Annotated in this window: 20 protein-coding genes and 2 pseudogenes; 13 read left to right on the top strand and 9 right to left on the bottom strand. The window is 65.8% G+C overall.

All coding sequences use genetic code 11. The annotated features are described in order from the left end of the window. Nucleotides 1-15 precede the first annotated feature (15 nt). The 3 genes and pseudogenes from RM543_RS16460 to RM543_RS16470 form a co-directional block, all read right to left on the bottom strand. Complete coding sequence (locus RM543_RS16460) at nucleotides 16-1,230, bottom strand: glycerophosphodiester phosphodiesterase family protein (protein ID WP_311693921.1); 1,215 nt, start codon at nucleotides 1,228-1,230, stop codon at nucleotides 16-18. A gap of 155 nt (nucleotides 1,231-1,385) precedes the next feature. Continuing rightward, nucleotides 1,386-2,142, bottom strand: a pseudogene (locus RM543_RS16465) (IS5 family transposase). Between the two features lie 254 nt (nucleotides 2,143-2,396). After that, nucleotides 2,397-3,049: pseudogene (locus RM543_RS16470) on the bottom strand (transposase); the annotation flags it as partial. Between the two features lie 30 nt (nucleotides 3,050-3,079). Between RM543_RS16470 and RM543_RS16475 the strand changes: the two are divergent. Then, entirely contained in the window at nucleotides 3,080-3,337 is a 258-nt protein-coding gene (locus RM543_RS16475; RefSeq protein WP_311693618.1) for a hypothetical protein, read from the top strand. A gap of 5 nt (nucleotides 3,338-3,342) precedes the next feature. Next, on the top strand, nucleotides 3,343-4,275 hold the full coding sequence (locus RM543_RS16480; protein WP_311693620.1) for a cation diffusion facilitator family transporter: 933 nt from the start codon (nucleotides 3,343-3,345) through the stop codon (nucleotides 4,273-4,275). 205 nt (nucleotides 4,276-4,480) lie between these two features. Here RM543_RS16480 and RM543_RS16485 read toward each other — a convergent pair whose 3' ends face one another. The 3 genes from RM543_RS16485 to RM543_RS16495 are packed head-to-tail and all read right to left on the bottom strand — an operon-like array spanning nucleotide 4,481 to nucleotide 7,297. Continuing rightward, complete coding sequence (locus tag RM543_RS16485; protein ID WP_311693622.1) at nucleotides 4,481-4,789, bottom strand: antibiotic biosynthesis monooxygenase; 309 nt, start codon at nucleotides 4,787-4,789, stop codon at nucleotides 4,481-4,483. Between the two features lie 30 nt (nucleotides 4,790-4,819). After that, the gene (gene lsrK, locus RM543_RS16490; RefSeq protein ID WP_311693624.1) at nucleotides 4,820-6,355 is read right to left on the bottom strand and encodes an autoinducer-2 kinase; all 1,536 of its coding nucleotides are present in this window, start codon (nucleotides 6,353-6,355) and stop codon (nucleotides 4,820-4,822) included. Nucleotides 6,356-6,358: 3 nt separating this feature from the next. Continuing rightward, entirely contained in the window at nucleotides 6,359-7,297 is a 939-nt protein-coding gene (locus RM543_RS16495; protein ID WP_311693626.1) for a sugar-binding transcriptional regulator, read from the bottom strand. 210 nt (nucleotides 7,298-7,507) lie between these two features. On the opposite strand from RM543_RS16495, the gene lsrA reads away from it, so the two are divergent. The 5 genes from lsrA to RM543_RS16520 all read left to right on the top strand — a co-directional run bounded on the left by lsrA (nucleotide 7,508) and on the right by RM543_RS16520 (nucleotide 13,324). Then, nucleotides 7,508-8,983: an autoinducer 2 ABC transporter ATP-binding protein LsrA gene (gene lsrA / locus RM543_RS16500; protein WP_311693628.1), complete on the top strand. Its 1,476-nt coding sequence runs from the start codon at nucleotides 7,508-7,510 to the stop codon at nucleotides 8,981-8,983. Further along, the gene (locus tag RM543_RS16505) at nucleotides 8,976-9,986 is read left to right on the top strand and encodes an ABC transporter permease subunit (RefSeq protein ID WP_311693630.1); all 1,011 of its coding nucleotides are present in this window, start codon (nucleotides 8,976-8,978) and stop codon (nucleotides 9,984-9,986) included. The genes lsrA and RM543_RS16505 overlap by 8 nt, the downstream gene beginning before the upstream one ends. After that, the gene (locus RM543_RS16510; protein ID WP_311693632.1) at nucleotides 9,983-10,963 is read left to right on the top strand and encodes an ABC transporter permease subunit; all 981 of its coding nucleotides are present in this window, start codon (nucleotides 9,983-9,985) and stop codon (nucleotides 10,961-10,963) included. The genes RM543_RS16505 and RM543_RS16510 overlap by 4 nt, the downstream gene beginning before the upstream one ends. Before the next feature lie 30 nt (nucleotides 10,964-10,993). Continuing rightward, nucleotides 10,994-12,010: an autoinducer 2 ABC transporter substrate-binding protein LsrB gene (gene lsrB, locus RM543_RS16515; RefSeq protein WP_311693634.1), complete on the top strand. Its 1,017-nt coding sequence runs from the start codon at nucleotides 10,994-10,996 to the stop codon at nucleotides 12,008-12,010. Between the two features lie 69 nt (nucleotides 12,011-12,079). Then, nucleotides 12,080-13,324 (top strand): class II aldolase/adducin family protein, encoded by a 1,245-nt coding sequence (locus RM543_RS16520; protein WP_311693636.1) that lies wholly within the window; start codon nucleotides 12,080-12,082, stop codon nucleotides 13,322-13,324. A gap of 339 nt (nucleotides 13,325-13,663) precedes the next feature. Here RM543_RS16520 and RM543_RS16525 read toward each other — a convergent pair whose 3' ends face one another. Genes RM543_RS16525 through RM543_RS16535 form a run of 3 tightly spaced genes read right to left on the bottom strand, consistent with a single transcriptional unit; the run spans nucleotide 13,664 to nucleotide 16,123 of the window. Beyond that, nucleotides 13,664-14,914, bottom strand: a complete 1,251-nt coding sequence (locus RM543_RS16525; protein WP_311693638.1) for a CaiB/BaiF CoA transferase family protein — start codon at nucleotides 14,912-14,914, stop codon at nucleotides 13,664-13,666. Then, entirely contained in the window at nucleotides 14,911-15,336 is a 426-nt protein-coding gene (locus RM543_RS16530) for a PaaI family thioesterase (protein WP_311693640.1), read from the bottom strand. The genes RM543_RS16525 and RM543_RS16530 overlap by 4 nt, the downstream gene beginning before the upstream one ends. A 1-nt stretch (nucleotide 15,337) precedes the next feature. After that, nucleotides 15,338-16,123, bottom strand: coding sequence for an IclR family transcriptional regulator (locus RM543_RS16535; RefSeq protein WP_311693642.1), 786 nt, complete (start codon nucleotides 16,121-16,123; stop codon nucleotides 15,338-15,340). Nucleotides 16,124-16,271: 148 nt separating this feature from the next. Here RM543_RS16535 and RM543_RS16540 point away from each other — a divergent pair, with 148 nt between their 5' ends. From RM543_RS16540 to RM543_RS16565, 6 genes are all read left to right on the top strand, one after another. Beyond that, nucleotides 16,272-17,831, top strand: coding sequence for an acetate--CoA ligase (locus RM543_RS16540; RefSeq protein WP_311693644.1), 1,560 nt, complete (start codon nucleotides 16,272-16,274; stop codon nucleotides 17,829-17,831). Between the two features lie 37 nt (nucleotides 17,832-17,868). Beyond that, nucleotides 17,869-19,008 carry an FAS1-like dehydratase domain-containing protein gene (locus RM543_RS16545; protein WP_311693646.1) on the top strand — a complete coding sequence of 380 codons (1,140 nt, stop codon included), beginning with the start codon at nucleotides 17,869-17,871 and terminating at the stop codon, nucleotides 19,006-19,008. Between the two features lie 29 nt (nucleotides 19,009-19,037). Further along, entirely contained in the window at nucleotides 19,038-19,523 is a 486-nt protein-coding gene (locus tag RM543_RS16550) for a TRAP transporter small permease (protein WP_311693649.1), read from the top strand. A 52-nt stretch (nucleotides 19,524-19,575) separates the two neighbouring features. Beyond that, complete coding sequence (locus RM543_RS16555) at nucleotides 19,576-20,577, top strand: TRAP transporter substrate-binding protein (protein WP_311693651.1); 1,002 nt, start codon at nucleotides 19,576-19,578, stop codon at nucleotides 20,575-20,577. Nucleotides 20,578-20,659: 82 nt separating this feature from the next. Then, nucleotides 20,660-21,949, top strand: a complete 1,290-nt coding sequence (locus RM543_RS16560) for a TRAP transporter large permease (protein WP_311693653.1) — start codon at nucleotides 20,660-20,662, stop codon at nucleotides 21,947-21,949. Between the two features lie 34 nt (nucleotides 21,950-21,983). Then, nucleotides 21,984-23,591: a carboxyl transferase domain-containing protein gene (locus tag RM543_RS16565; protein ID WP_432280474.1), complete on the top strand. Its 1,608-nt coding sequence runs from the start codon at nucleotides 21,984-21,986 to the stop codon at nucleotides 23,589-23,591. Nucleotide 23,592 lies beyond the last annotated feature (1 nt).

Genomic DNA, 23,592 nt, shown 5'->3' on the forward strand with positions numbered 1-23,592 from the left:
CCGCGGGGAGCTCCCTCAAAGATCCATGCAGTTTGCGTAAAAGGTCACCGTCGCGGGCCAGTCCGAGAACATGCCGGCGATCCCGACATCCTGAGCCAGCACGTCGAGCACGCGCAGATAATCGCCGTCGCTATCGATCGCGTCGCTGACCGACTTGAAATACCAACCACCGCCTTCGGCCAGCGGCCCCGAGCGTTCGAGGGACCAGGCAATGATATCGAGCCCTGCGGCGTTCGCCTCCTCGGCATAGGCCGAAGGGACCATCTCGCCAGCGTCGTTCAGCGTCAGCAGCATCCAGATCGGCGGCGCGATGTAGTTCACGCCCATGTCGGCGAGCTCTTGCATCGTCGGTTTGAAGGTCGCGGGATCGGTCGGGTCGATCAGGCCCTCGTCGTCGTCCTCGGCCTCGTAGCGGTCGTCGAGATAAACCGCCTGGTCACCGTATTCGGTGTTTTCGATCCAGTATTTGACGTCGCTGAGGTTGAAGCTCTGCGGCCAGACATCCTCGGGAGGCACGTCCGCCGCCGCGTACTCATCGACCAGCTTCTGCGCGTAATCTTCTTGCGTGAAGCCGTCGAAGGGCATCTCGACAGACGGCGCCTTGAGCTCAGGCGTGAACTTTCCTCCGAGCGACCGGAAGAGCTCGATCGACTCCGCGTGGGTCATCAGCTCGGCACCGTCAGAATAAAGGGTCGTGCGGAAAGGGGCGACGCCTCCGAGATAGTCCTCCGCCGTCTCGGCACTGGCGTTCGCGGCGTCCATTTTGGGCTGGAGACTGCGAAACTCCGCGAGAGTCAGATCCGAGGTTCGGCACTCGGCACTCGCCTCGCTGTCACCTGACGCCGGCTGGAACGGCTGAGTGCATTTCTCGCCCAGATCGGTCGCCACGATGTTCGTCGTCGTATGCAGGTCGTTCTGCGCGTGACGGCAAACGAGTTCCTTGTCCTTTGTAAAGGTCACGTCGCATTCGAGGATACCGGCACCCTGCCGCGAAGCCGCCCGATTGGATTGCACTGTGTGCTCGGGGAACATGAGTGGCGCGCCGCGATGACCGATCGAGAAGTCGGTTCGCTCGGGACCGTTTCCGAGGCAAGCCTCAAGCGTGGATTTCAACTCTCCGTCTTCGAGCTTTTCGACGAGATACGCCGGACGCTGGCCGTAACTCATGGCGGGTCCTTCCACGGCTCCGTCCTGAGCAAATGCCGCAACCGGAGCAACAACCCCGAACATGGCGATTAAAACGCGTTTCATGAAATCTCCTCCCTTTTCTACGCTTGGCTGCATGTCAGTGACAGCCAGATGCGCCAAGGTAGAGTTCCACGCCGACCACGTGAAAACAATCGCCGATTGGCAACCGCATGTTTCAATCGGTCTAGGCTCAGGACTCATAGCCAATAGATGACGGTTGCGGCGAGAGCGATTGCGGAGAAGAAGGCCTTTGGGCATCTGTCATATCTGGTCGCGACCCGACGCCAGTCCTTGAGCCTGCCGAACATGATCTCGATACGGTTCCGGCGTTTGTAGCGGCGTTTGTCGTATTTCACGGTTTTCTTGCGTTGTTTCCGGCCCGGGATGCAGGCGCGTATCCCTTTGTCTTGCAACGCTTCTCGGAACCAATCTGCGTCGTAGCCCCGATCCCCGAGCAGCCAGTCCACATCTGGCAGGCTGCTGAGCAACGCTCGTGCCCCGATGTAATCACTGACTTGGCCAGCGGAGACGAAGAAACTGATCGGGCGGCCGTTGCTGTCGCAGATAGCATGCAGCTTGGTGTTCATGCCGCCCTTGGTGCGACCGATCAGGCGACCACGCCCCCCTTTTTCGCGCCCAGGCTGGACGCGGTACGATGTGCTTTCAGGTAAGTCGCATCAATCATCACCGTTTTCTTCTCGCCGTGCTCGGCAGCCAGCCCGGCCATCATCTGAGCAAAGATGCCTTTGTCGCTCCATCGCTTCCAACGATTGTAGAGCGTCTTGTGAGGGCCATACTCTTTCGGCGCATCCCGCCATCGTGAGCCATTACGATTTATGAAGTAATCCCACTCAGCACACGTCTATCATCGACGCGTGGCTTGCCGTGGCACTTCGGGAAATAGGGTTCAAGACGCGACATCTGCGCGTCGCTCAGCCAGAAGAGGTCAGACATGTCACCGCTCGTTTTCCGAACGCTGAATCACGCTGCCAAGGGGAAATCAATGGGTCCTGAGCCTAAGGCAACCACAATAGGTGGGTGGCTCGATAATCCGAACAAGCCAGATAGAATTTCCCATCATTTGCGACGAGAGGGAATCGGAAAACAAATCTGCGCCGCAAATTTTGGACCGCGGGGCGACTGAGTGTAACGGCGTTGTTGCGGAACACCTTTCTTAGGCGCTCCTGTTCCTTTCCCATTTGATGCCAGGAAACGCGGGCGATCTTGGCGCTGCCGAGCACTGAGAAGCGTTTGATGAGGGCGATATGTGTTTGAAATTCGGCGGTTTGTCGGGATCTCTTGCCGCGATCCGTTCGCCGAAGGCTTTGAGGCCGCGCATCTTCGCTTCGATGCGACTTCGGATATGGTAGCACGTCCACCGTTTCCAGAACGCCCTGCCGAAGGGACGCGTGGCGCGCAGGGTCTCGTTCGTAACACGGGCAGCCGGGCCGTCGTCCTTCCAGGGCCTGCCATTCTTGCGGTTTAGAGGTGGAGGATCAGCGACCCTTCCGGGGGAAGGGTTGACCGACGAAGGGAGCGGGCCAGTCGAGCCCTGCTTGCCGCAAGAGGCCGGCGACCATCTTTGCGGTCTGTCGCAGGGAGAGTTTTACGTTGCCGAGGGCTCCGCCCAGCCGGGGCTGAATTGCTTCCCCGGACCAATTTCGGGACGCCCTTCAATCCTGATCGACAGACAAAACTGGATCGCGGCATCGAAGAAAACCGGTGGCCTGCCGGCGCGACCGTTGTGCGGCGCGAGCCATGTCATTGACGAACCAGATCAACATCTCACTGAGCTTGCGCAGCGCGGCATTGTTGGCGGCCAGTTCGTGGTGCGGTAGCGGGTTGGCGTCGGCTTCGGCAAGACGCACCGCTAACTTACCGGTTTCCGGCTATGAATTCTCACCGGCTCAGGTTCTGCAACGACGCCGGTATCACCCGCGACCTCGGCCTCTACGACGATCCGGACGCCTTCTACGCCGAACATCGTCAAATGTCCGGCGTCGGGCGCGGTGGTCTCTACCGCCATGCGATCCGACGCTGTATGAACGCCCGCGTCGCCAACATCCGTCGTGGGCGCGTGCCCTCCATCCTCGATGGCGGGCTCGACGCGCCGCCGGCAGATGCTGGTCCACGGGCGGGAGCGAGCTGATGGGAATGGGACACGATCACGCACACGGGCATGCCGGCCATTCGCACGGCCCAAGCCTCTCGGCGAGCGATACGCCGCAGGCGCGCCGGTCGAAGGAACGCGCGATCCTCATCGCCGCGGGCCTGACGGGCTGCTTCATGGGGGCGGAAGTCATCGGCGGGCTCATCTCCGGGTCGCTCGCGCTTCTCGCCGATGCGGGCCACATGCTGACCGACTTCGCCTCTCTGCTCCTGGCCTGGTTCGCCTTCCGGCTGGCGCAGCGGCCGGCGGACTGGAAGCGGACCTATGGCTTCGACCGCTTCTCGGTGCTGGCCGCCTTCGTGAACGGACTGACGCTGTTTGCTGTCTCGGCGTGGATCCTCTTCGAGGCCGTTCAGCGCCTGCGCGATCCGCACGAGGTGCTGGGCGGGCTGATGCTCTGGGTCGCCGTGGGCGGGCTCGTGGTGAACGTCCTGTCCTTCTGGGTGCTCAGCCGCACCGAGGGCGACAACCTGAACGTCCGCGCCGCCGCGCTGCACGTGATGGGCGACCTCTTGGGCTCGGTCGCGGCGATTGCGGCCTCGCTGATCATCATCTGGACGGGCTGGACGCCGATCGACCCGATCCTGTCCGTGCTGGTCGCACTCCTCATCCTGCGCTCCGCCTGGGGGGTGGTGCGCGAGAGCGGGCACATCCTGCTCGAAGCCGCGCCCGCCGGCTTCGACGCCCGCGCCATCGCGGCCGACCTTGAGGCCACGCTGCCCGGCGTGGCTCGCGCCCACCACGTCCACGCCTGGTCAATCACGCAGGAGCGTCCCATGGCCACGCTGGAGGTCGACCTCGCGCCCGGCGCGGTGGCGGACGATGTGCGCCGCGCCGTGAAGGGCCGCGTGCGCGAAACAACCGGTATGGAGCATGTGACCGTCGAGGTGGCGGCAGGCGTTTCGCCAGGCGGGTGAACTGCCGTGTGCCCCCGAGGCGGGAGGGGGCACAGGAGCATATCCGAAGAAACGGGACATTCGCACGAAGCGACGCGGAAGCCTGGTTTCTCAGGGCTGGTATTCTCTGGCCGGGCGGCAGCAGAACCTGTGGCACCGGGGCGCCCAGGAAACGCGGGACTGTTCCAAGGCTCTGCCGCTGGAGGGCGAATTCGGCGGCCTTTTTCTACGCCGCCGCATGATCCTGAATGAGCACGGGCGTGAAATAGGTCTTGCTCCGGCCGCCGAGCGTGATGGGGTCGATCATCTTTACGCAGGTCTGGTAGTGCTCCGTGGCGCGATGGTCCTCCAGGGCGGCATCGCTTTCGAAGATCTCGTAGACGAAGAAGTTGTTCTCGTCCTCCGGATCGTGGAGCAGGTCGAAGCGGATGTTGCCCGGCTCCTTTCGGGTTCCCTCGCAGTTCAGCGTGAAGGCTTCGAGAAAGGTCTCTCGCGTCCCCTCCTGCACCTTGATGTTGACGAGCTGGATCAGCATTCCGTTTTCCTTCTTCTGCAGGGTTGGGGCTCAGCCCAGAGTGCCGGGCGCGTGCCACATGGAAGTCGTCACACCGGCGCGGACGAGGTCGCGTTGCACGGCGTAGGCCCGGGCCCAGGCGTCGCCGGCCTCGTCGTAGAGGCCTCTCAGCGAGGTGTCGGGCGTGAATTCACGGTCGATCCTGGCCCAGGCTCCGCCGGCCTCGGCAAGCGAGGCGAACTGCCCCGCGCCCGTGGCGGCCGCGACCGCACAGCCCTGTGCCGTGGCCTCTGAGACCTTGGGGGTCGTGACCCGGAGGCCGGTCACATCGGCGAGGATCTGGGCCCAGTGCGCGGACCTGGCTGCGCCGCCGGCAAAGACCAGTCGCTCCGGGCGATGGCCCGAGAGGGCGAAGACGGCCTCGAGGTTGCGGTGCGAGACGATCGCGGCGTTTTCCTGCAGGGCCCGGAAGATCGCGGCGGGGCCGCCGAGCGCGGGGTCGATCGAGAGGTTGAGCAGCGAGGGCGCCGCGTGGAACCAGTCGCCGTAGCGCATGACGTCCGAGAAGACCGGGATGATCCCGTGCGCGCCCGGCGGGACGGCCTGCGACAGGGCTTCGAGCTCGGTGTAGCTGCGTCCGTTGCCGAAGCCGTCGCGGAACCACCGCATGACGGCGCCGGTAAAGAAGCTGATCGCCTCGGCCTGATTGAGGCCGGCGACCATGTGGGGATTGACGCGCAGGTTCATGGTCGGGTCGGTCAAGCCAAGAGGAACATTGACCACCTGCTGCCAGAAGGTGCCGCCCATCACGGCACAATCCCCCTCCTTCACGACGCCGAGCCCCAGGGCGCCCGTCTGGCAATCGCCGCCTCCGGCCACGGCAAGGGTGCCTTCGGGCAGACCGGTTTCGGAGGCCGCGCCCGAGGTGACCTTGCCGATGACGTCGCCGGTCTGGACGATGCGCGGGAAAAGATCGGTGGGCAGGCCCACGGTCTTGAGAGCTTCCGTCAGCGGCTCTCGCGTCGTGAGGTCCAAAAGGCCCGTGGTCCCACCGTTCGAGGGTTCAAGCGTCAGTTCGCCGGAGAGCCGGTAGAGGATCCAGTCCGACAACATCGTCAGGCTCCGCGCCCGCTCCAGCGTCTCGGGGGCGTGGCGCTGCAACCAGATCAGGCGGGGCAGGGCGCCGAGGGCATAGGTCTGGCCGGACCGGGCGTAGATCTCGGCCTCGAGCTCGGGATGGCGCGCCCTGAGGTCGTGAACCTCGGCGCTGGCGCGGGCGTCGACGTTGGCGCAGGCCCAGATCTCGGCGCCGGTCTCGTCATGCAGGACGAAGGCTTCGCGCATCGCGGTGGCGCTGACAGCGCGTATCTCGGCGGGATCGACGCCGGCGGCCGCGATGACCTCCCGGCAGCAGCGCGCCAGCGTGGCCCAGTTGCCGGCCGTGTCGAAATCCATCGAGCCGGGATAACGCGGGTCGGTGGCGTGCCACCATTCCTGGCCGGACGCCGCGATCTCGGCCCCCGTCTCGTCGAAGAGAACGGCGCGGCCGCTTCCGGTGCCTGCGTCGATGGCGAGGAAATAGGGCATGGGTCAGATCTCCGTGGCATCCAGCAGCGCAAGCGCCGTGGGTTCGTCGGTTATCAGGATGTCGAGAATGTCGCCGCGGAGGGCCGACAGGATCGGACCGACCTTGGCCGGGCCGCCGGCTGCGCCGATCACCCTGTCCGTGTTTCGCAGCTGCTCCAGATCGACCCCCACCACCCGGTCATGCAGCGGAATCGAGAGATCCTGACCCTGGCGGTCGTAGAAGCGGAAGAGGATATCGCCCCGCGCCCCGCTGCGGCGGAGCGGATCGACCTCTCCGGCCGGGATGTAGCCCTGGGTCACGACAGTCGCGGTTTCGCTCAGCCCGCCGATCCCGACGAGCTTGTAATCCGCCTCCAGCGCCCGGGCCATGAGGGTGGAGATCGAGGGTTCCTGCAGCAATGCCTGGGCCAGCTCCGGCGTCGATACGACGAGCGGCGCGGGCAGCACGTTGACGTTGCGGTTCCAGTTGGCCTCCCGCATGCCCTCGACATAGGTGCGCACTCCGCCCGTGAGGGAATAGAGGCCGATGCCGCGTTCCTGCGCGGTGTGGCCCAGCATCCTGATCGAGTGGGCGACGGTCTCGCCCCAGCCGACGGACAGGGTTTCGCCGTGGGAGAGCTTCTGCATCAGGTACTGCGCGGCAGCCTGACCCAGCCGCAGGTTCACGTCGTCGATCGAGCTGTTCGGGATCACCCGGCAATCCGAGAGGCCGAACTGCCGCTTCATCAGTGTCTCGAGTTCGAGGCAGCCCTGCTGGCGGGAATTGATCCGCACCTGGATCAGGCCCGAGGTGCGACCGGCGTCGAGAAGCCGGGAGACCTTGATGCGCGAGATGTTGAGAAGCTCGCCGACCTCGCTCTGCGTGAGGCCGTCGTTGTAATAGAGCCAGGCCACTCGCGCCAGGAGCGCGTCGTCGGTATCGGCCTGCATCTGCTCAGTCATCGCGCCGTCCTCCCACCGCGGTCTGCGGAAGATAAAATAGTTCTCCGCAAAACATATGAACAAGTCAACTCCCGCAGTGAACGAAACTTTACCGTCACATTTGCCAATCTTTCCGTTGACAGGCGCCAACTGTCCTGAACAGATGTTTGAAGCAAATGCAAATGAACGACCCCGGTCGAAGTTTGCTGTCTTGGGGCGTGGGGAGGCGTCATGAGCACCGTGCTTGCCGAACTGTCAGACGTGTCGAAGAGCTACGCCGGCATCCCCGTGCTGAAGGGCGTCGACTTCACCGTGCGTGCAGGCGAGATCCACGCGCTCCTCGGGGGCAACGGCGCGGGCAAGTCCACGCTCATGAAGATCCTCTCGGGCCTCGTTCAGGCGAGCGGCGGCGCTGTCCGGCTGGGCGGCGAGCCCCTTTCGCCGGCCACGCCCGCGCAGGCGCAGGCCATGGGCCTCTATCTGGTGCCGCAGGAAGCCCATATCTTTCCCAATCAGTCGGTGCTCCAGAACATCTGCATCGGCATGCCAAAGGCGGCGGGCGCCTATCGCCAGCGGGTCGAGGAGCTGATCGCCCAGCTGGGCGTCTCGCTCTCGCCCGACACCAAGGCCGCGACCCTGGAGATCGCCGACCGCCAGATCGTTGAGATCATGCGCGGGCTGCTTCGCGAGGCGAAGGTGCTGATCCTGGATGAGCCGACCTCGGCCCTGACCCCGCATGAGGTCAGCACCCTGTTCGGGCACATGCGGGCCCTGCGCGCGGCGGGGCATGGGCTGGTCTTCATCTCGCACAAGCTGCACGAACTGAGGGCGGTTTCCGACAGGATCACGGTCCTGCGGGACGGCTATGTCGTCCTGGGCGAGGACATGGCGGCAAGCGCCGATCACGCGATCCTCGCCGCGATGAGTCCCGGCGTGACCGCCCTGGACGCGCGCGCAGGCAACCGGGAGATCACCGGCGCTCCGGTTCTGGAACTGGAGGGCCTCGGCGGAGAGGGCTTCGTCGACATTTCCCTCTCCCTGCGCGCAGGCGAGATCCTCGGCCTCACCGGGGTCGTCGGCGCGGGCCGGACAGAGCTTGCCGAGACGCTCGTCGGCCTGCGGCCCCGCAGCGGCGGACGGGTGACGCTCGCCGGGAGGGCCTTCACGGCCTCGGGTCCGCGAGAGGCGGTGCGCGCGGGCCTCGTCCATTTGTCCGAGGATCGCCAGCAATACGGGTTGTTCCTCGAGGCGCCGCTCTTCTGGAACACCTCCTCCTTCGTGTTCGGCGGCCTGCCGTTCCTGCTCCGGCCGGGGCGCGAGAAAACCCGCTTCGACGAGTACCGGGAGATGCTGGGGATCAAGTGCGCGGGGCCCGAACAGCCGGCCGGAAGCCTCTCCGGCGGCAACCAGCAGAAGGTCCTGATGGCGAAGTGCCTCGCGGCGGAGCCGAAGGTCCTGATCCTCGACGAGCCGACGCGCGGTGTGGACGTGGGCGCGCGCAACGACATCTACCGGATCATCGAGAGCCTGGCCGAGCGCGGTACGGCGGTCCTGCTGATCTCCTCCGACTTCGACGAGGTGGTGCGCCTTTCGGACCGTATCGCGGTCATGGCGGGCGGGCATCTTGCCGGTGAACTGGCGGGAGGCGCGGCCACCGACGATGTCGCCGAACTGGCCTTCGAGGCGGGGGAGGCGGCCCATGCTTGATCGCATTGCGCGGGACCGGGTGGCGACGCTCCTCGTCGTGACCATCGCGGTCTTCCTTCTCGTGGGCGCGGTCGCGCCCGGCTTCCTCTCGGCGCGCACCGCGACCAGCGTCTGGTCGAGCGGGCTGGTGCTGATGCTGGTCGCTCTCGGGATCTTTCCGGTCATCCTGACGCGGAACATCGACGTCTCTGGCGGCTCCATCCTCGGCCTGTCCGCCGTGACGCTCGGGCTGATGCTGAATGCAGGCCATCCGCTCTGGTTCTCGCTCGGAGGCGCGCTCGGTGCGGGGATGCTCGCGGGCGCGGCAAACGGCGCCCTGGTGGCGGGTCTCGGCGTGCCGTCGATCGTGGCAACGCTGGGAACGCTCGGTCTCTTCCGCGGCGTGATGCTGATCGCCACGAATGGAGAATGGATCGAGGAGTTGCCCGAGGCGCTGAAGGCGCTCGGGGCGAAGTCGATCGGCGGTCTCTCGGTCATGGGGATCGTCACGGCCCTGGTGATCTGTCTCGTCTGGCTCTTCCTGCGCTCCCGCCGGGGCCGCTGGGTCATGGTGGTGGGCGACAACCGCGAGGCCGCGCGACACCTCGGCCTGCCGGTCAAGCGCGTCGTCTTCCTGAGCTTCGTCTGGGGCGGGGCCATGTATGCCCTGGCGGGCATCACCTTCGCGGCGCAGATCGGCTTCGTGCCGAACCAGGCCGGCTCCGGCATCGAGCTTCGGGCCATCGCGGCGCTGGTCCTGGGCGGGGTGAGCCTCCTCGGCGGCGTCGGAACCGTCGCCGGCACGGTGATCGGCGTCATCTTTTTCACGGCGATCGATACCTCGCTCGTCTTCCTGAAGATCCCGGCCTACTGGAACGACCTCATCGGCGGCGCGATGCTGCTGATCGTCCTGCTGATCGACGGACGGCTCCGCATCGCGCTCGAAGCGCGGGACCGCGCGGCGCGCTACCGCCGCTCCTCGCACAAGACCGATGCGGCCGAAGACCAAGGGGGTGCCGCATGAAACGGCTGTTGATGCGCTGGGAAGTCGTGCTTCTCCTGATCCTCGTGGCCGAGCTCGCGCTCTTCGGCGCGATCAATCCACGCTTCCTGCGCCCGTCCTCCCTTCTGTTCGGGACCTCGGACTTCGTGCAGGTCGGCATCGTCGCGGTGCCGCTGACGCTGGTGATCATCGCGGGCGGCATCGACGTGAGCTTCGGCTCGACGGTGGGCCTTGCCGCGATCACCTTCGGGATCGCGAACTTCTTCGGGCTGCCCCTGCCGCTGGCACTTGCGGTGGGGTTCGGGACGGGGGCGCTGGCAGGGTGCCTGAACGCGACCATCATCCGGCTGACGCGGCTCCAGCCTCTGGTGGTGACGCTGGGCTCGCTCTACATGTTCGCCGGTGCGGCCACCGTGCTCTCTGGCGTCGTCGGGGCGAACGGCTACGAAGGGATCGGCGGCTTCCCGGAGGCGTTCACAGGGCTCGGCTACGCCCGTATCCTGGGCCTGCCGATGCCGCTCTTCGTCTTCCTGTGCTTTGCGGCTCTTCTGCTGATCCTGCTGCACCTGACCCGCTTCGGCCGCCTCGTCTTCCAGATCGGACAGAACGAGAGCGCCGCCCGCCATTCGGGGATGCCGGTCTTCCGGGTCCAGCTGATCACCTATGTCCTCACGGGCCTTGCCGCCGCGCTCGCCGGGGTGCTGCTCTCCGCCTATTTCGGGTCGGCCCGGGTCGACCTGGGGAGCGCCACGCTTCTGCCGGCGATCACCGCGGCGGTGCTGGGCGGCGCCTCGATCTACGGCGGGCAGGGCTCGGTCCTCGGCACCATCATCGCGACGTTCATCATCGGCTACCTGCAACAGGGCCTGCAGATGAGCGGCGTTCCCAGTCAGGTTTCCAGCGCGTTGTCCGGTGCGCTGCTGGTACTCGTTGTCGCGCTGCGTCACGGCACAGCGCTCTTGCGAGACTTCGTTCCGGTCCGTCCGCGCCGGGCCTGACCCGGGCGCGTTTCAGTGGAGGAGAGAAAGATGCGTAGAACGACAAAAATGTTGGGCACCGCCGCCCTGGGGCTGATGATGGCAAACGCCGCGGTCGCCGAGGACATTGCCTTCATTCCCAAGCTCGTCGGGGTTGGGTTCTTCACCTCGGGCGGCAATGGCGCCACGGCAATGGGCGAGGAGCTGGGCGTCAACGTGACCTATGACGGCCCGACGGAGCCCAGTGTCTCCGGCCAGGTCCAGTTCGTGAACAACTTCGTCAACCAGGGATACGGCGCTGTCATCCTGTCGTCCGTGTCTCCCGACGGGCTCTGCCCGGCGCTGAAACAGGCCATGGCCCGCGACGTGCTGGTGATGACCTGGGACAGCGACGTGAGCCCCGAGTGCCGGTCCTACTACGTCAACCAGGGCACCCCGGAGCAGCTCGGCGGCCTGCTGGTCGAGATGGCCGACGACAGCCTCGAGAGCAAGGAAGACGCCAAGGTCGCCTTCTTCTACTCGTCTCCCACCGTCACCGACCAGAATGCCTGGGCCGAGGCGGCGAAGGCGCAGATCGCTGAGGAGCATCCGGGCTGGGAAATCGTCACGACCCAGTATGGCTACAACGATGCGCAGAAATCGCTGCAAACCGCCGAGAGCATCCTCAACGCCTATCCGGATCTCGATGCGATCATCGCGCCCGATGCCAATGCGCTTCCGGCCTCGGCGCAGGCAGCCGAGAATCTCGACCGTGCAGAGGACGTGGCCATCGTCGGCTTCTCGACGCCGAACGTCATGCGCCCCTATGTCGAGCGCGGCACCGTGGAACGCTTCGGGCTTTGGGATGTGACCCAGCAGGGCGCGATCTCGGTCGCGGTCGCGGCGCATGTGCTGGAGAACGGGCCCCTCAACGTGGGCGACAGCGTCGAGGTGCCGGGCATCGGTACGGTCGAGGTCTCGCCGAACTCCGTGCAGGGCTACGACTATGAGGCCGAGGGCAACGGGATCATCCTTCTGCCCGAACGGACGGTCTTCACCGCCGAGAACATCGACGACTTCGACTTCTGAAGCCCGTCCACCACCCACAGCGGGGGGGCGCCCCGAGGCGCCCCCCTTCGACGTCCGAGGAGAGCTGCGATGCAGAGCCGATGGAACGACAAGGATGCCGAGGCCTACGTGGCCGAGGCCGAGGCCGCGGGCCAACCTGCCGCGCTGGGGCTGCGGGTCTATACCTCGCGCCTGATCGGGCAGGACCCCGACCTTGTGCTGCACGGAGGGGGCAACACCTCCGTCAAGATCCCCGATGCCGAAGGCGGCGCCGTCATTCACGTGAAGGGGTCCGGCTGGGATCTCGGCGACATCGAGGCGCCCGGCCTGCCCGCGATGCGCCTCGCGCCGCTGCTGACCACACGGGACATCCCGCACATGTCCGACGAGGACATGGTCGCTTTCCTGCGCAGCAACCTGCTCGAACCGGAGGCGCCGACCCCCTCCATCGAGGCGCTGCTGCATGCCTACATGCCGCATGCCTTCGTGGATCACACCCACGCCACCGCGATACTCGCCCTGGCCGACCAGGCGGGCATGGAGGCCCGCGTGAAGGAGATCTACGGCGACCGCGTGGGCTGGGTGCCCTACGTGATGCCGGGATACGACCTGAGCCACGCCTGCAAGGACGCCCTTGCGCGCGACCCGTCCGTCCAGGGGCTCTGGCTTGCGCAGCACGGGCTCTTCACCTTCGCGGAGACCGCGCGGGAGAGCTACGAGCTGATGATCGAGTTCGTCACGCTGGCCGAAGAGCATCTGGCCGCGCGAGGGATCGTGGTGCCCGGCCCGGAAAAGACTGACCGGGATGTTCCGGGCGCACTTGCGTCGACGCTGCGCGATGCTCTGGCCGATCGCGGTGGCCTGGGCGGGGACCCCGCCCTCGACGTCCGCTCCACACCATCCATCCGTGCCTACCTCGGTCGTGCCGACCTGGCCGAGCTGTCACGGCGGGGCACCGCGACGCCAGACCACGTGATCCGGATCAAGCCCTTCGGCATGATCCTCGAGGCCGATGCGGATCGGGGGCGGGTCGACCAGGCACTCGACGCCTACGAGGCGGAGTACCGGGCCTATTTCGACCGCAACGCCTCCCGCGCCAGTGAGGAGAAGGTCATGCTCGACCCGCTGCCCCGCATCGTGCTCATTCCCGGCGTGGGGGGCATCGCTCTCGGCCGCGATGCAAAGGCCGCGCGGATCGCGGGCGACCTCCTGGAACAGACCAGCCGCATCGTGAACGCGGCCGAGGACTACGACCGGTTCACCCCGATCTCCGAAGCCGACCTCTTCGACATGGAGTACTGGGCGCTGGAACAGGCGAAGCTCCGGAAAGCCTGAACCGCCGGGTGCAGGAGCCCTCAGCCCCTGCGCGGAGGGGCACTGCCGAAAGATGCGCCGCTCCCGACGGGGCAGTCTGTGGCTACGTCCATAGCTGCTCCCGCTCGCGGGCGGTTCAGGCGGAACGCCTCGCAGATCGGCCTGAGCAGTAGAATGGCTGGACAAGCGGCGGGTGCGCCCGCCCTCGTTCGGCAGGGCCCAGGGAAGAGATCGCAAGCAGCCAAGGTGGGCCTGACCCGCGAAACTGAATGCGCCGTTTCGGGGCCCTGCAGCACCCTCGGGATACGATCGGCAAACCCCATGTTCGATATTGGTGGCGACCGAGGGGATCGATGCGGTCTACACGGATTTGCCAGTGGCCGAGGTTGCGGCCGATCCTTGAATGACCCCGGCCTCCTCCAGCGCTTCGAGCTCGGCGGGACTGTAACCGAGCGTGTCGCGGAGGATCGAGACCGTGTCTTCGCCCAGAAGATGCGGTGCGCGGCTGGGGGCAGGGCTTTCGCCGTCGAAGCGCAGGGGACCTCGGACAAGGCGCATGTCGCCTTCGCTGTCATGCACGACCGTCTCGATCAGCCCGGCCTCGCGCACATGATCCTGCTCCAGCGACTCGCCGATCGACAGGATGGGGGCCGAAGGGACGTCGAACTCGGCCAGGCGGTCGAGCCAGTAGGCCGTCGTGTCCTGCGTCATCCGGGCCGCGATGATGACGTGTAGCGCGTCGCGGTTGGCGAGCCGCTGATCGTAGACGCGGAAGCGGGCATCGTCGATCAGCGCCTCGTGGCCGAGGCAGCGGGCGAAGTTGTGCCAGAAATGTTCGGTCAGGCAGGCGACGATGACGTGCCCGTCCGAGGTCGGGAACGAGCCGTAGGGAACGATGCTTGGATGCTGCGTGCCCACCGGTTCCGGGCTCCTGCCCGAGACGAAATAGATCTGAGACAGGTAGCCTTGCAGCGCGATCAGCGCATCCAGCATCGCGATCTCGACATGCCGTCCGCGACCGGTCGCATTGCGCTCGTGCAGCGCGGCAAGGAGACCAAAGAGGGAGAAGATGCTGCCGGCCATGTCGCCCAGGGGCAGGCCCAACTTGTTCGGCGCCTGCCCCGGCTCGCGATTGATGCTCATCACACCGGAAAGTGCCTGTGCCACGATGTCGAAGGCGGGCTTGTCGGCGAGCGGGCCGGTTCGTCCGAAGCCGGTGATGGAGCCATAGATCAGCCGTTCGTTCTCGGCGCGCAGGGCCTCGTACCCAAGTCCCAGCCGGTCCATCACCCCGGGGCGGAAGTTCTCGAGAAGGATGTCGCTTCGACGTGCAAGGTCCGTGGCGATGCGACGCCCCTCGGGGGACTTGAGGTCCAGTGCGATGCATTTCTTGCCGCGATTGAGCGCAATGTAATAGTGGCTGAGATTGCCGTGAAAGGGCGGGAAGTTACGGGTTTCGTCCCCCTTGCCGATCGGTTCGACCTTGATCACCTCGGCGCCGAGGTCGGCCAGCACCATGCTGGCGTAGGGACCCGACAGGATCCGGGAGAAATCGAGCACCCGTATGCCGGCAAGGGGCCCCGGGCGGGCTCCGGTTTCCGTCTCGCTCATCGCGGTGCCTCCGTCTGTCGCGCGATCTTCATCACGGCCGACGCGGCGGCGATCGGGCCGGTCCTGCTGCTGATGTCGCCGTCGATGAAAATCAGCGATCGCGTTGCATGGCGCAGTCTGGCGTGCACTTCGAGAAAATCTCCGGCCTTGGCGGCCCCCAGGAAGCGTGTATCCATCTGGACCGTGACGGTCGGCGCCCGATCCGCCGCGTTCCAGGCGACCACGGCCAGAACCTGATCCAGCAGGCCTGTCAGGACGCCCCCGTGGACAAGCCCGAGAAAATTGCGGTGCTTCTCCGCGGTCTGGAGGCCGTAGACGGTCTCTCCGCCGATCGTGCGCCGCAGCAGCGGGCCGATCAGGTCGACGTACCCGTCGGCCCGAACGGTCTTCCAGCCGTCCGGCGAGGTCTCTGCGTCGGTCATCTCAGCCTCTCTCGTCGACATGAAGATCCTGGACCTGATCGCGGATCGCCTGCATCGCCTGTGCAAGCGCGGGGATCTGCCCGTCTTCCAACCGTTCGGAAATGCCGATGGCGACGATGGATCGGGTCATCGTCCCGTCGCCGGCAAAAGCGGGAACGGCAACCACCGTGACGCCCGAGATGTAGCTGCCCCGGTCCGCGGAATAGCCTCGCTCCTTCGCGTCGCGGACCTCGTCCATCCAGGCCTCGAATGTCGGCGGGTGGTCCCAGACCAGCTTTTCGAAGCGCCGGCGCAGCGTCGCTTCGTCCAGGGCGTTGAACGCCGCGAAGAGCCGGCCGGTCGCGCTTATGAGCGCGGGAAAGCGACTTCCGAGATCGACCTGGAGGCGAAACGGCATGGTCGATTGCGAGAGGGCGACGACGATCATGTGGTCGCTGTCCGAGATCTGCGTGGCCGCGCTGGTCACGCCGTATTCGGCCGAGAACTCCGAGAGGCGCGGCTGGATCAGCGCCGAGAAAGTGTTGCGGTGCAGGGCCGATCTGGCAAGCGGCAGTATCCCGATGCCGATCGAGTAGCGCTTTGTCTGCGGGTCGAACTCCACCATCCCCTCGTCCTGAAGGGCCCGCAGGATGTGCATGCAGGTGCTCGGCACGAGACCGAGTTCCCGCGCGATGGGATTGACCCCGGCAGGTTCGCTCGACCGGGCGAGGAATCTCAGGATGGCGAGGGCGCGGGTCACGGCCGGAACCTGCCTGCGGCCCGCGACTGCGGTCGTTTCGTCTGACATGCGGCCCCTCTGGTGGAACAATTTCATTGCGTATATACAATGGATGAACCTTATTGACAATGATGTTCTGCAATCCCTAGGCTTGTCAACGATCCGGGGCGAGCGCTCCGGCGGCGATGCAACGCCAGGTCGGGGAGGACCGCACGACATGACCCGTCTGACAGACTTCACGTCCTACGAGGACGCGCAGCGCCACTACTCGAAGGATGCGTTGTGGGATCTGTTCGAAGGCACGCGAGAGCGGTTCAACATCGCTCACGAATGCATCGACCGGCATGTCGCGGGGGACCGCGTCGCACTCCGCGTCGCGCATTCGGACGGCACGGACGAGACCATCACGTTTGCCGAGATCTCCCGCCGTTCGTCCCAGATCGCGCACTTCCTGCGCGGCAAGGGGGTCGAGCCGGGCGACCGGGTCGCGGTCATGATCGAGCCGTCGCTGCCGTTCTATGCCGCGCTCTTCGGCATCATCAAGGCGGGCGCCGTTGCGGTTCCGATGTTCTCTCTGTTCGGGCCGGAGGGCATCCGCCTCCGGGTCGGGGATTGCGAGCCGAAGGTCTTCATCACCAATTCCGACAAGGCGGATGATGCGCGCGAGGGCGGCGCCCGGAACGTCGCCGTGATCGACGCGGATTTCCTCACGTCCCTCGACGCGCTGCCCGAGGTTTTCGAATGGTCCACCGCGGGCCGCGATCTGGCGGTCCTTCAATACACCTCGGGGACAACGCGGGCCCTGCCGGCGGCGGTGAAGCACAGTCATCAGTCGATCGTGACGCTGATGGTCGCCGCGCTGTACGCCACCGGTATCCGGCCCGGGGACAGGTTCTTTTGCCCGTCGTCGCCCGCCTGGGGGCATGGGCTGTGGCACGGGACCTTCGCGCCCCTGGCGATGGGGGTCTCGACCGGCACGTTCAGCGGCAAGTTCGATCCGGTGCGCCTGCTGAAAGCCCTGCAGGACTTCCGCATCACCAACCTGACGGCCGCCGCCACGCACTACCGGATGATGCGCAATTCGGGAGAGGCCGAGCAGTTCGACTACTGTTTCGACAAGCTGTCCTTCACCGGCGAACCCATCGATTCCGAGACCGCGGCCTATGTCGAGCGTGTCTTCGGCACGAAGGTCCGGTCGATGTACGGCACCACCGAGATCGGGGTGATCATCTCGAATTATCCCGGCGCGGATGATCTGGAGGTCCGCGACGGCGCCATGGGCAAGGCCGTGCCGGGTGTGGAGGTCATGGTCCAGCGGCCCGACGGCAGCCCGGCCGATCCCGGCGAAACGGGCGAGCTGATGGTCAGGAAGAAGGATGCCTGGTTTCCGACCAAGGACCTCGGCCGGGTCGACGAGGATGGCTATTTTTACCACGGCGGCCGCGCGGACGACGTCATCATCTCGGCCGGCTGGACCATCGGCGCCGTCGAGGTCGAGGACGCGATCCTGAGCCATCCCGAGGTGGCCGAGTGCGGTGTCGTGGGTGCGCCTGACAAGATCAGGGGCCTCGTCGTCAAGGCCTACATCATCCTCAAGGGCGCCGAGACCGAGGACCTGGGGGCGGCAATACAGGACCACGTCCGCGCCCGCCTGGCACGACATGAATACCCGCGGCAGATCGAGTTCGTGCGCGAGCTGCCGAAGACCCCCGCCGGCAAGGTCAACCGCACCATCCTGCGCAAGTGGGCGGCCGAGGCACATCAGGCCGCGGAATGACCCGCAGCCCTCGAACACGTCTGGAGGAGACACCCCGATGAACGACATGACGCAACGCAAATTCCCCAAGATCACCGAGGAGGGGCTCGACGATCTGCGCAAGCGGATCGGCGTGAAGATCGAGAAGACGGTCGAGCCGTGGTGCTACGAGGCGACGCGCGACAACATCCGCCACTACGCGCACGGGATCGGGGACGACAATCCGCTTTGGTGCGATCCGGACTACGCCAGGCAGACGAAGTACGGCGACATCATCGGGCTGCCCAGCTTCCTGTTCGCGACCAACAGGATCATCTCGGGCTATGTCGGGGGGCTGCCGGGCGTGCACGCCATGTGGTCGGGGTCGGACTGGAACTGGCACAAGACGATCACGCGCAACATGGAGTTCCGCACCGAAGCGGTCCTGAAGGATCTCGTCGAACACGAAACCCGTTTTGCCGGCCGCGCGGTCCAGCAGATCTACCACGTCGATTTCTACGACGCGAAGACCGGCGATCTGGTCGCTGACGCCGACAGCTGGTGTTTCCGCACCGACCGCGATCAGGCGCGCGAGAACGGCACCAAGTACACCGACGCCAAGGCCAAGGGACGGCGCACCTGGACCGACGACGAACTGAATGAATACTACAAGTATTACGAACGTGAAGAGATCCGCGGCGCCGATACCCGCTACTGGGGCGACGTGAACGAAGGGGACAAGCTTCCCACGATGGTCAAGGGGCCGATGACGGCCACCGGCTTCATCGCCTACGCGCAGGGCTGGGGCGGTCTTTACATCCGCGCCAACAAGCTCGCCTGGCAACTGCAGCAGAAGCATCCCAGCGCCGGCCCGAAGAACCGCTTCGGCATTCCCGACTGCCCCGAGCGGGTTCATTGGGAGGAGGAGTTCGCGCTCGAGGTCGGGGCGCCGGGGGCCTACGACTACGGTCCCGAGCGGGCCTCCTGGCTGACCCAGCATGTCACCAACTGGATGGGCGACGATGGTGTCCTGCGCGGCGCGAAGTGCCAGGTCCGGCGTCACAACCCCGAAGGTGACGTGATCCTCATCAACGGCAGCGTCTCCCGCAAGTTCGAGGAGAACGGGCGCGCTCTTCTGGAGATCGAGCAGCGGGCCGAGCAGCAGGACGGTGAGCTTTCGGCCATCGGCTCGGCCGTCGTCGAGCTGCCGCGGCGCTGAAGCAGACGGGCAGGGGGGGGGGTGACGCGATGTTCGAAGCGGCGTTGAGAAAGCTGGAGGATGTCCTGCATCTAGCAGGGTGCCTGGCGCTTGTCGCGGTCGCGGCGTTGATCAACGCTGATATCTTGCTCCGCCTGTTCTTCAGCTACCCGGTGCAGATCCAGTTCGAGTTGACCGAACTGTTCATGATGCCGGCCCTGGCCACACTCTCGCTGTCGCGGGTCTATCGCGACCGCGGACACCTGGCGCTCGAGTTCACGCCGGAGCGGCCGCCGGGCGTGCTGGGCGCAGCGATCGTGAAGCTGCGCCTGCTTCTGCCGGCGGCGTTCTTCGCCGCCGTCACCTACATGGCCGGGAAATTCGCGCTGGGCGCGATTCTGGACGGGCATGTCGAATACGGAGTCGTCGATTGGCCGCTGGGCTGGGCCTATGCCGTGGTCCCGCTGGGATGCGGTGTTCTCGTCCTGCGCCTGCTCCACGATGCCGCGCTGGGAGGACGCGCCATGGAGTTCTGAACGACACGACACGGCAAACCAAGATCTGAACGTTTCCAGGGAGGAGACTGAAATGAAGACCATGACCATCATACTGGCGGGAATGGCCGCGAGCCTGGGCTTCGGCACGCTTGCCGCGCAGGCCGAGACCCTGCGCCTCGGAGATTTCCAGTCCACCAGCCACATCGTCTCGATGGAGGGGACGACGCGCTGGATGGATGCGGTGGAGGAGGCCACCGACGGCGAGATCACCTTTGAACATTTCCCCTCCGAGCAGGCCGCGAAGGCGAAGGCCCAGCTCGATGCGGTGAACAGCGGCATCCTCGACGCAGCGCTTCTGGGCACACCCTACCATGCGGATTCGCTTCCTCTGAACTCGGTGATCGCGCTGCCGGGCTTCTACGGCAGTGCCGTCGAGGGGACCGAGGCGCTTCAGGAAATGCTGGCCGAGGGCCCGCTGCGCGAGGAGATCCTCGAGACCGACGTCACCCCGATCTTCGGCTTCGTCCTGCCGCCGTACCAGGTGCTGGCCAAGGAGCGTCTTGGCGCCGGCGACGACTGGGATGGCAAGGACGTCCGGACCTCCGGCTCCACCCAGGCCATGACAGCCCGTGCGCTGGGCGGTGTCGGCATCTCGATCCCCGGGCCGGAAGTCTACCCCGCCATCGAACGCGGACGCCTTGACGCGGTGCTGTTTCCGCTCGCCTCGGTGCCCGGCTACAAGCTGAACGAGGTCGTAAGTCACATCTCGACCAACGGGTCCTTCGGCGGCTACAGCTTCGTCATGGTCGTGCGCAGCGACCTGTTCGACAGCCTGTCCGCCGAAACGCAAGGCCAGCTGGTCAGCACTGGCAAAGACGTCGCCATGCATGTCGCCCAGGCCCAGGACGACTCGGTGTCCGGCCTGATCGATGAATGGGCGTCCCAGGGGATCGAGACCTACGAATTCACCGGGGACGAGCTGTCCGCCATCACCACCGACCTCGAGGCGGTGAACGCGGACTGGTCCGAGCGGCTGGGCGACGACCGGGCGTCGGAGGTCCTCGAGATCTACGGCAACCTGACGGCCGACTGACCGTCTTATCCGTCCGTCACCTAGACGACAGCCGCCCACTGCCGGCGGCTGTCCCTCGCTCACACCGGCGCCCGGAATTCACATGCTGACCTTCATCGTCATACTCGGACTGCTTGCGGCCCTGATGGTGTTCCGGGTGCCCATCGCCTTCGCAATGGGGATCTCGGGTACCCTCGGCCTTGCGTTTCAGCTCGGGCCGCGTCCCGCGCTGGCGGTGCTTCAACGTACCTTCTTCGATACCTCGGCCTCCTTCATCCTGGTCGCGATCCCGCTTTTCATCCTGATGGCGGAGCTTCTGACGGCGGGCGACGTGACGCGCCGCGCGATCATCGCCTGCCAGGCCTGGATCGGGCACGTGAAAGGCGGGCTGGCGATGGCGACGGTCGCGGCCTCGGTGATCCTCGCCGCCCTCGTCGGCAGTTCGACCGCCTCGACGGCCGCGATGTCCGCCTCGGCCTATCCCGAGATGCGCGCGCACCGCTATTCCGACCGGCTTGCGGCGGCGGTGGTCAGCGTCGGCGGCACGCTCGCCGTCGTCGTGCCGCCCTCCATCGTGCTCGTGGTCTACGGCGTTCTGACGGAAACCTCGATCGGGCGGCTGTTCATCGGGGGTATCCTTCCCGGTTTCCTGACTGCCATCGGGCTTGCCGTCGTCATAAAGATCATCGCCCAGACGACGGATCAGGCCCCGAAGGGCGATCCCTTCGTCTTCAAGACAGCGGTCAAGCAAAGCCGCCACGTCATTCCCATGGTCGCGTTGTTGCTGGCCGTGATCGGAGCGATCTACGGAGGGCTGGTCTCGCCCTCGGAAGCTGCCGCGCTCGGGGTCATGGGGTCGCTGCTCATCGTCCTGGCGCAGCGCACGCTGAGCTTCGCGCAATTCAATCGGTCCGTCAGCAGTTCGATCAGGGCGACCGTCATGATCGTCGCCATCGTCGCCTGCTCGGCGATCTTCTCGAACTATCTGGCGTTCACCCGCATCACCCACGCCATGCTGGAATTCGTCGCGACGACCGAGATGCGGCGCGAGGTCATCATGGGGATCATCATCCTCGTGCTGCTCGTCATGGGCATGTTCATGGACCAGCTGGCGATCCTGTCGCTGGCCATGCCGCTTGCGTTCCCGACCGCCATGGCACTCGGCTACGATCCCGTGTGGTTCGGCATCGTCGTGACCAAGACGGTCGAGATCGGCCTTCTGACGCCGCCGCTGGGCCTCAACGCCTATGTCGCCGCGGCGCAGACGCGGGTGCCGCTGGGCACGATCTTCCGCGGCATACTGCCGTTCCTCGGGATGGAGATCGTCGTGCTTGTCCTGCTGCTGTCCTTTCCGCAAATCACCCTGTTCCTGCCGGATCTCATGGCCCGATGACCCGCCGCGCCGCACTACGAAAGAGCGTCCAGAGATGAGCAAACTGCATAGCACCCTCGGCCCCGCATCGCCTGGTTTCGCCGAGAACGCCGCGGCCATGGAAGGTCATCTCGAAGGGATCGCGGAGCGCGCCGAACGCCTGCTTCGAGGCGGCTCCGACGCATCGCGCGCCCGGCATGTCGCGCGCGGCAAGCTTCTGCCGCGGGACCGGATCGCGGGGCTTCTCGACCCGGGGTCGCCGTTTCTGGAGGTCGGACTGTTCGCGGCGTCCGAGATGTACGATGACGAGATCCCTTGTGCCGGCGCCATTGCCGGGATCGGCCGGGTCGCCGGGCGCGACTGCATGATCCTGTGCAACGATGCCACCGTGAAGGGCGGGACCTACTTCCCGATGACGGTCAAGAAGCACCTTCGCGCGCAAGAGATCGCCGAAGAGAACTTCCTGCCCTGCATCTACCTCGTGGACAGCGGCGGCGCCAATCTCAACAACCAGGACGAGGTATTCCCCGACCGGGACCATTTCGGGCGCATCTTCTACAATCAGGCCCGTATGAGCGCCAAGGGCATCGCGCAGATCGCCGTCGTCATGGGCTCCTGCACCGCGGGCGGCGCCTACGTGCCGGCGATGAGCGATCAGACGATCATCGTGCGCGAACAGGGCACGATCTTCCTTGCCGGGCCGCCGCTGGTCAAGGTCGCGACAGGCGAAATCGTGGATGCCGAGACGCTCGGCGGCGGCGACACGCACACCAGGGCCTCCGGGGTCGCCGACTATCTTGCCGACGACGACCGTCATGCCCTGGCCCTGGCGCGCGAGATCGTCGGCCACCTCGGCCCCGCGCCCCGTCCGGACGTCAAGACGCGATCGCCCGAGGCCCCCCTTTATCCCACCGACGAGATCATGGGCATCGTGCCCGCCAGCGACAAGACACCCTATGATGCACGCGAGCTCATCGCGCGGCTGGTCGACGGGTCGGACTTTGCCGAGTTCAAGCCGCGCTACGGCACCACGCTTGTCACCGGGTTCGCCCATGTCGACGGGTTGCCGGTGGGGATCCTCGCCAACAACGGCGTGCTCTTTTCGGAAAGCGCCACCAAGGGGGCGCACTTCATCGAGCTGTGCTGCCAGCGCAAGATCCCGCTGCTGTTCCTGCAGAACATCACCGGCTTCATGGTGGGCTCGAGATACGAGGCGGGCGGCATCGCCAAGGACGGCGCGAAGCTCGTCACCGCCGTTTCCACCGCTTCGGTTCCAAAGATCACCGTGATCGTCGGCGGCTCTTACGGGGCAGGCAACTACGGCATGTGCGGCCGCGCTTTCGGTCCGCGCTTCGTCTGGATCTGGCCCAATGCGCGGATCGCCGTGATGGGCGGGGCGCAGGCGTCGGGCGTGCTTGCCGACGTGCGCCGCGCCGCGATCGAGGCGAAGGGCGGCGAATGGTCGGCCGAGGAGGAGGCATCGTTCAAGCAGCCGACGCTCGATCTCTTCGACCGCCAGTCGAGGCCGCTCTACGCCTCTGCCCGGCTCTGGGACGATGGTATCATCGATCCGCGCAAGACCCGCGACGTCGTCGCCCTGTCCTTGCGCGCGGCGCTGAACGCCCCGATCCCCGAGACAAAATTCGGCCTGTTCAGGATGTGAC

The organism is Tropicimonas omnivorans (assembly GCF_031846565.1).
GTDB classification, from domain to species: Bacteria; Pseudomonadota; Alphaproteobacteria; order Rhodobacterales; family Rhodobacteraceae; genus Tropicimonas_B; species Tropicimonas_B omnivorans.

What these genes read in the sequence shown, in the direction of transcription:
- RM543_RS16460 (WP_311693921.1), bottom strand. Translation starts at nt 1,230, where the DNA reads ATGTTCGGGGTTGTTGCTCCGGTTGCGGCATTTGCTCAGGACGGAGCC.
- RM543_RS16475 (WP_311693618.1), top strand. Translation starts at nt 3,080, where the DNA reads ATGAATTCTCACCGGCTCAGGTTCTGCAACGACGCCGGTATCACCCGC.
- RM543_RS16480 (WP_311693620.1), top strand. Translation starts at nt 3,343, where the DNA reads ATGGGACACGATCACGCACACGGGCATGCCGGCCATTCGCACGGCCCA.
- RM543_RS16485 (WP_311693622.1), bottom strand. Translation starts at nt 4,789, where the DNA reads ATGCTGATCCAGCTCGTCAACATCAAGGTGCAGGAGGGGACGCGAGAG.
- lsrK (WP_311693624.1), bottom strand. Translation starts at nt 6,355, where the DNA reads ATGCCCTATTTCCTCGCCATCGACGCAGGCACCGGAAGCGGCCGCGCC.
- RM543_RS16495 (WP_311693626.1), bottom strand. Translation starts at nt 7,297, where the DNA reads ATGACTGAGCAGATGCAGGCCGATACCGACGACGCGCTCCTGGCGCGA.
- lsrA (WP_311693628.1), top strand. Translation starts at nt 7,508, where the DNA reads ATGAGCACCGTGCTTGCCGAACTGTCAGACGTGTCGAAGAGCTACGCC.
- RM543_RS16505 (WP_311693630.1), top strand. Translation starts at nt 8,976, where the DNA reads ATGCTTGATCGCATTGCGCGGGACCGGGTGGCGACGCTCCTCGTCGTG.
- RM543_RS16510 (WP_311693632.1), top strand. Translation starts at nt 9,983, where the DNA reads ATGAAACGGCTGTTGATGCGCTGGGAAGTCGTGCTTCTCCTGATCCTC.
- lsrB (WP_311693634.1), top strand. Translation starts at nt 10,994, where the DNA reads ATGCGTAGAACGACAAAAATGTTGGGCACCGCCGCCCTGGGGCTGATG.
- RM543_RS16520 (WP_311693636.1), top strand. Translation starts at nt 12,080, where the DNA reads ATGCAGAGCCGATGGAACGACAAGGATGCCGAGGCCTACGTGGCCGAG.
- RM543_RS16525 (WP_311693638.1), bottom strand. Translation starts at nt 14,914, where the DNA reads ATGAGCGAGACGGAAACCGGAGCCCGCCCGGGGCCCCTTGCCGGCATA.
- RM543_RS16530 (WP_311693640.1), bottom strand. Translation starts at nt 15,336, where the DNA reads ATGACCGACGCAGAGACCTCGCCGGACGGCTGGAAGACCGTTCGGGCC.
- RM543_RS16535 (WP_311693642.1), bottom strand. Translation starts at nt 16,123, where the DNA reads ATGTCAGACGAAACGACCGCAGTCGCGGGCCGCAGGCAGGTTCCGGCC.
- RM543_RS16540 (WP_311693644.1), top strand. Translation starts at nt 16,272, where the DNA reads ATGACCCGTCTGACAGACTTCACGTCCTACGAGGACGCGCAGCGCCAC.
- RM543_RS16545 (WP_311693646.1), top strand. Translation starts at nt 17,869, where the DNA reads ATGAACGACATGACGCAACGCAAATTCCCCAAGATCACCGAGGAGGGG.
- RM543_RS16550 (WP_311693649.1), top strand. Translation starts at nt 19,038, where the DNA reads ATGTTCGAAGCGGCGTTGAGAAAGCTGGAGGATGTCCTGCATCTAGCA.
- RM543_RS16555 (WP_311693651.1), top strand. Translation starts at nt 19,576, where the DNA reads ATGAAGACCATGACCATCATACTGGCGGGAATGGCCGCGAGCCTGGGC.
- RM543_RS16560 (WP_311693653.1), top strand. Translation starts at nt 20,660, where the DNA reads ATGCTGACCTTCATCGTCATACTCGGACTGCTTGCGGCCCTGATGGTG.
- RM543_RS16565 (WP_432280474.1), top strand. Translation starts at nt 21,984, where the DNA reads ATGAGCAAACTGCATAGCACCCTCGGCCCCGCATCGCCTGGTTTCGCC.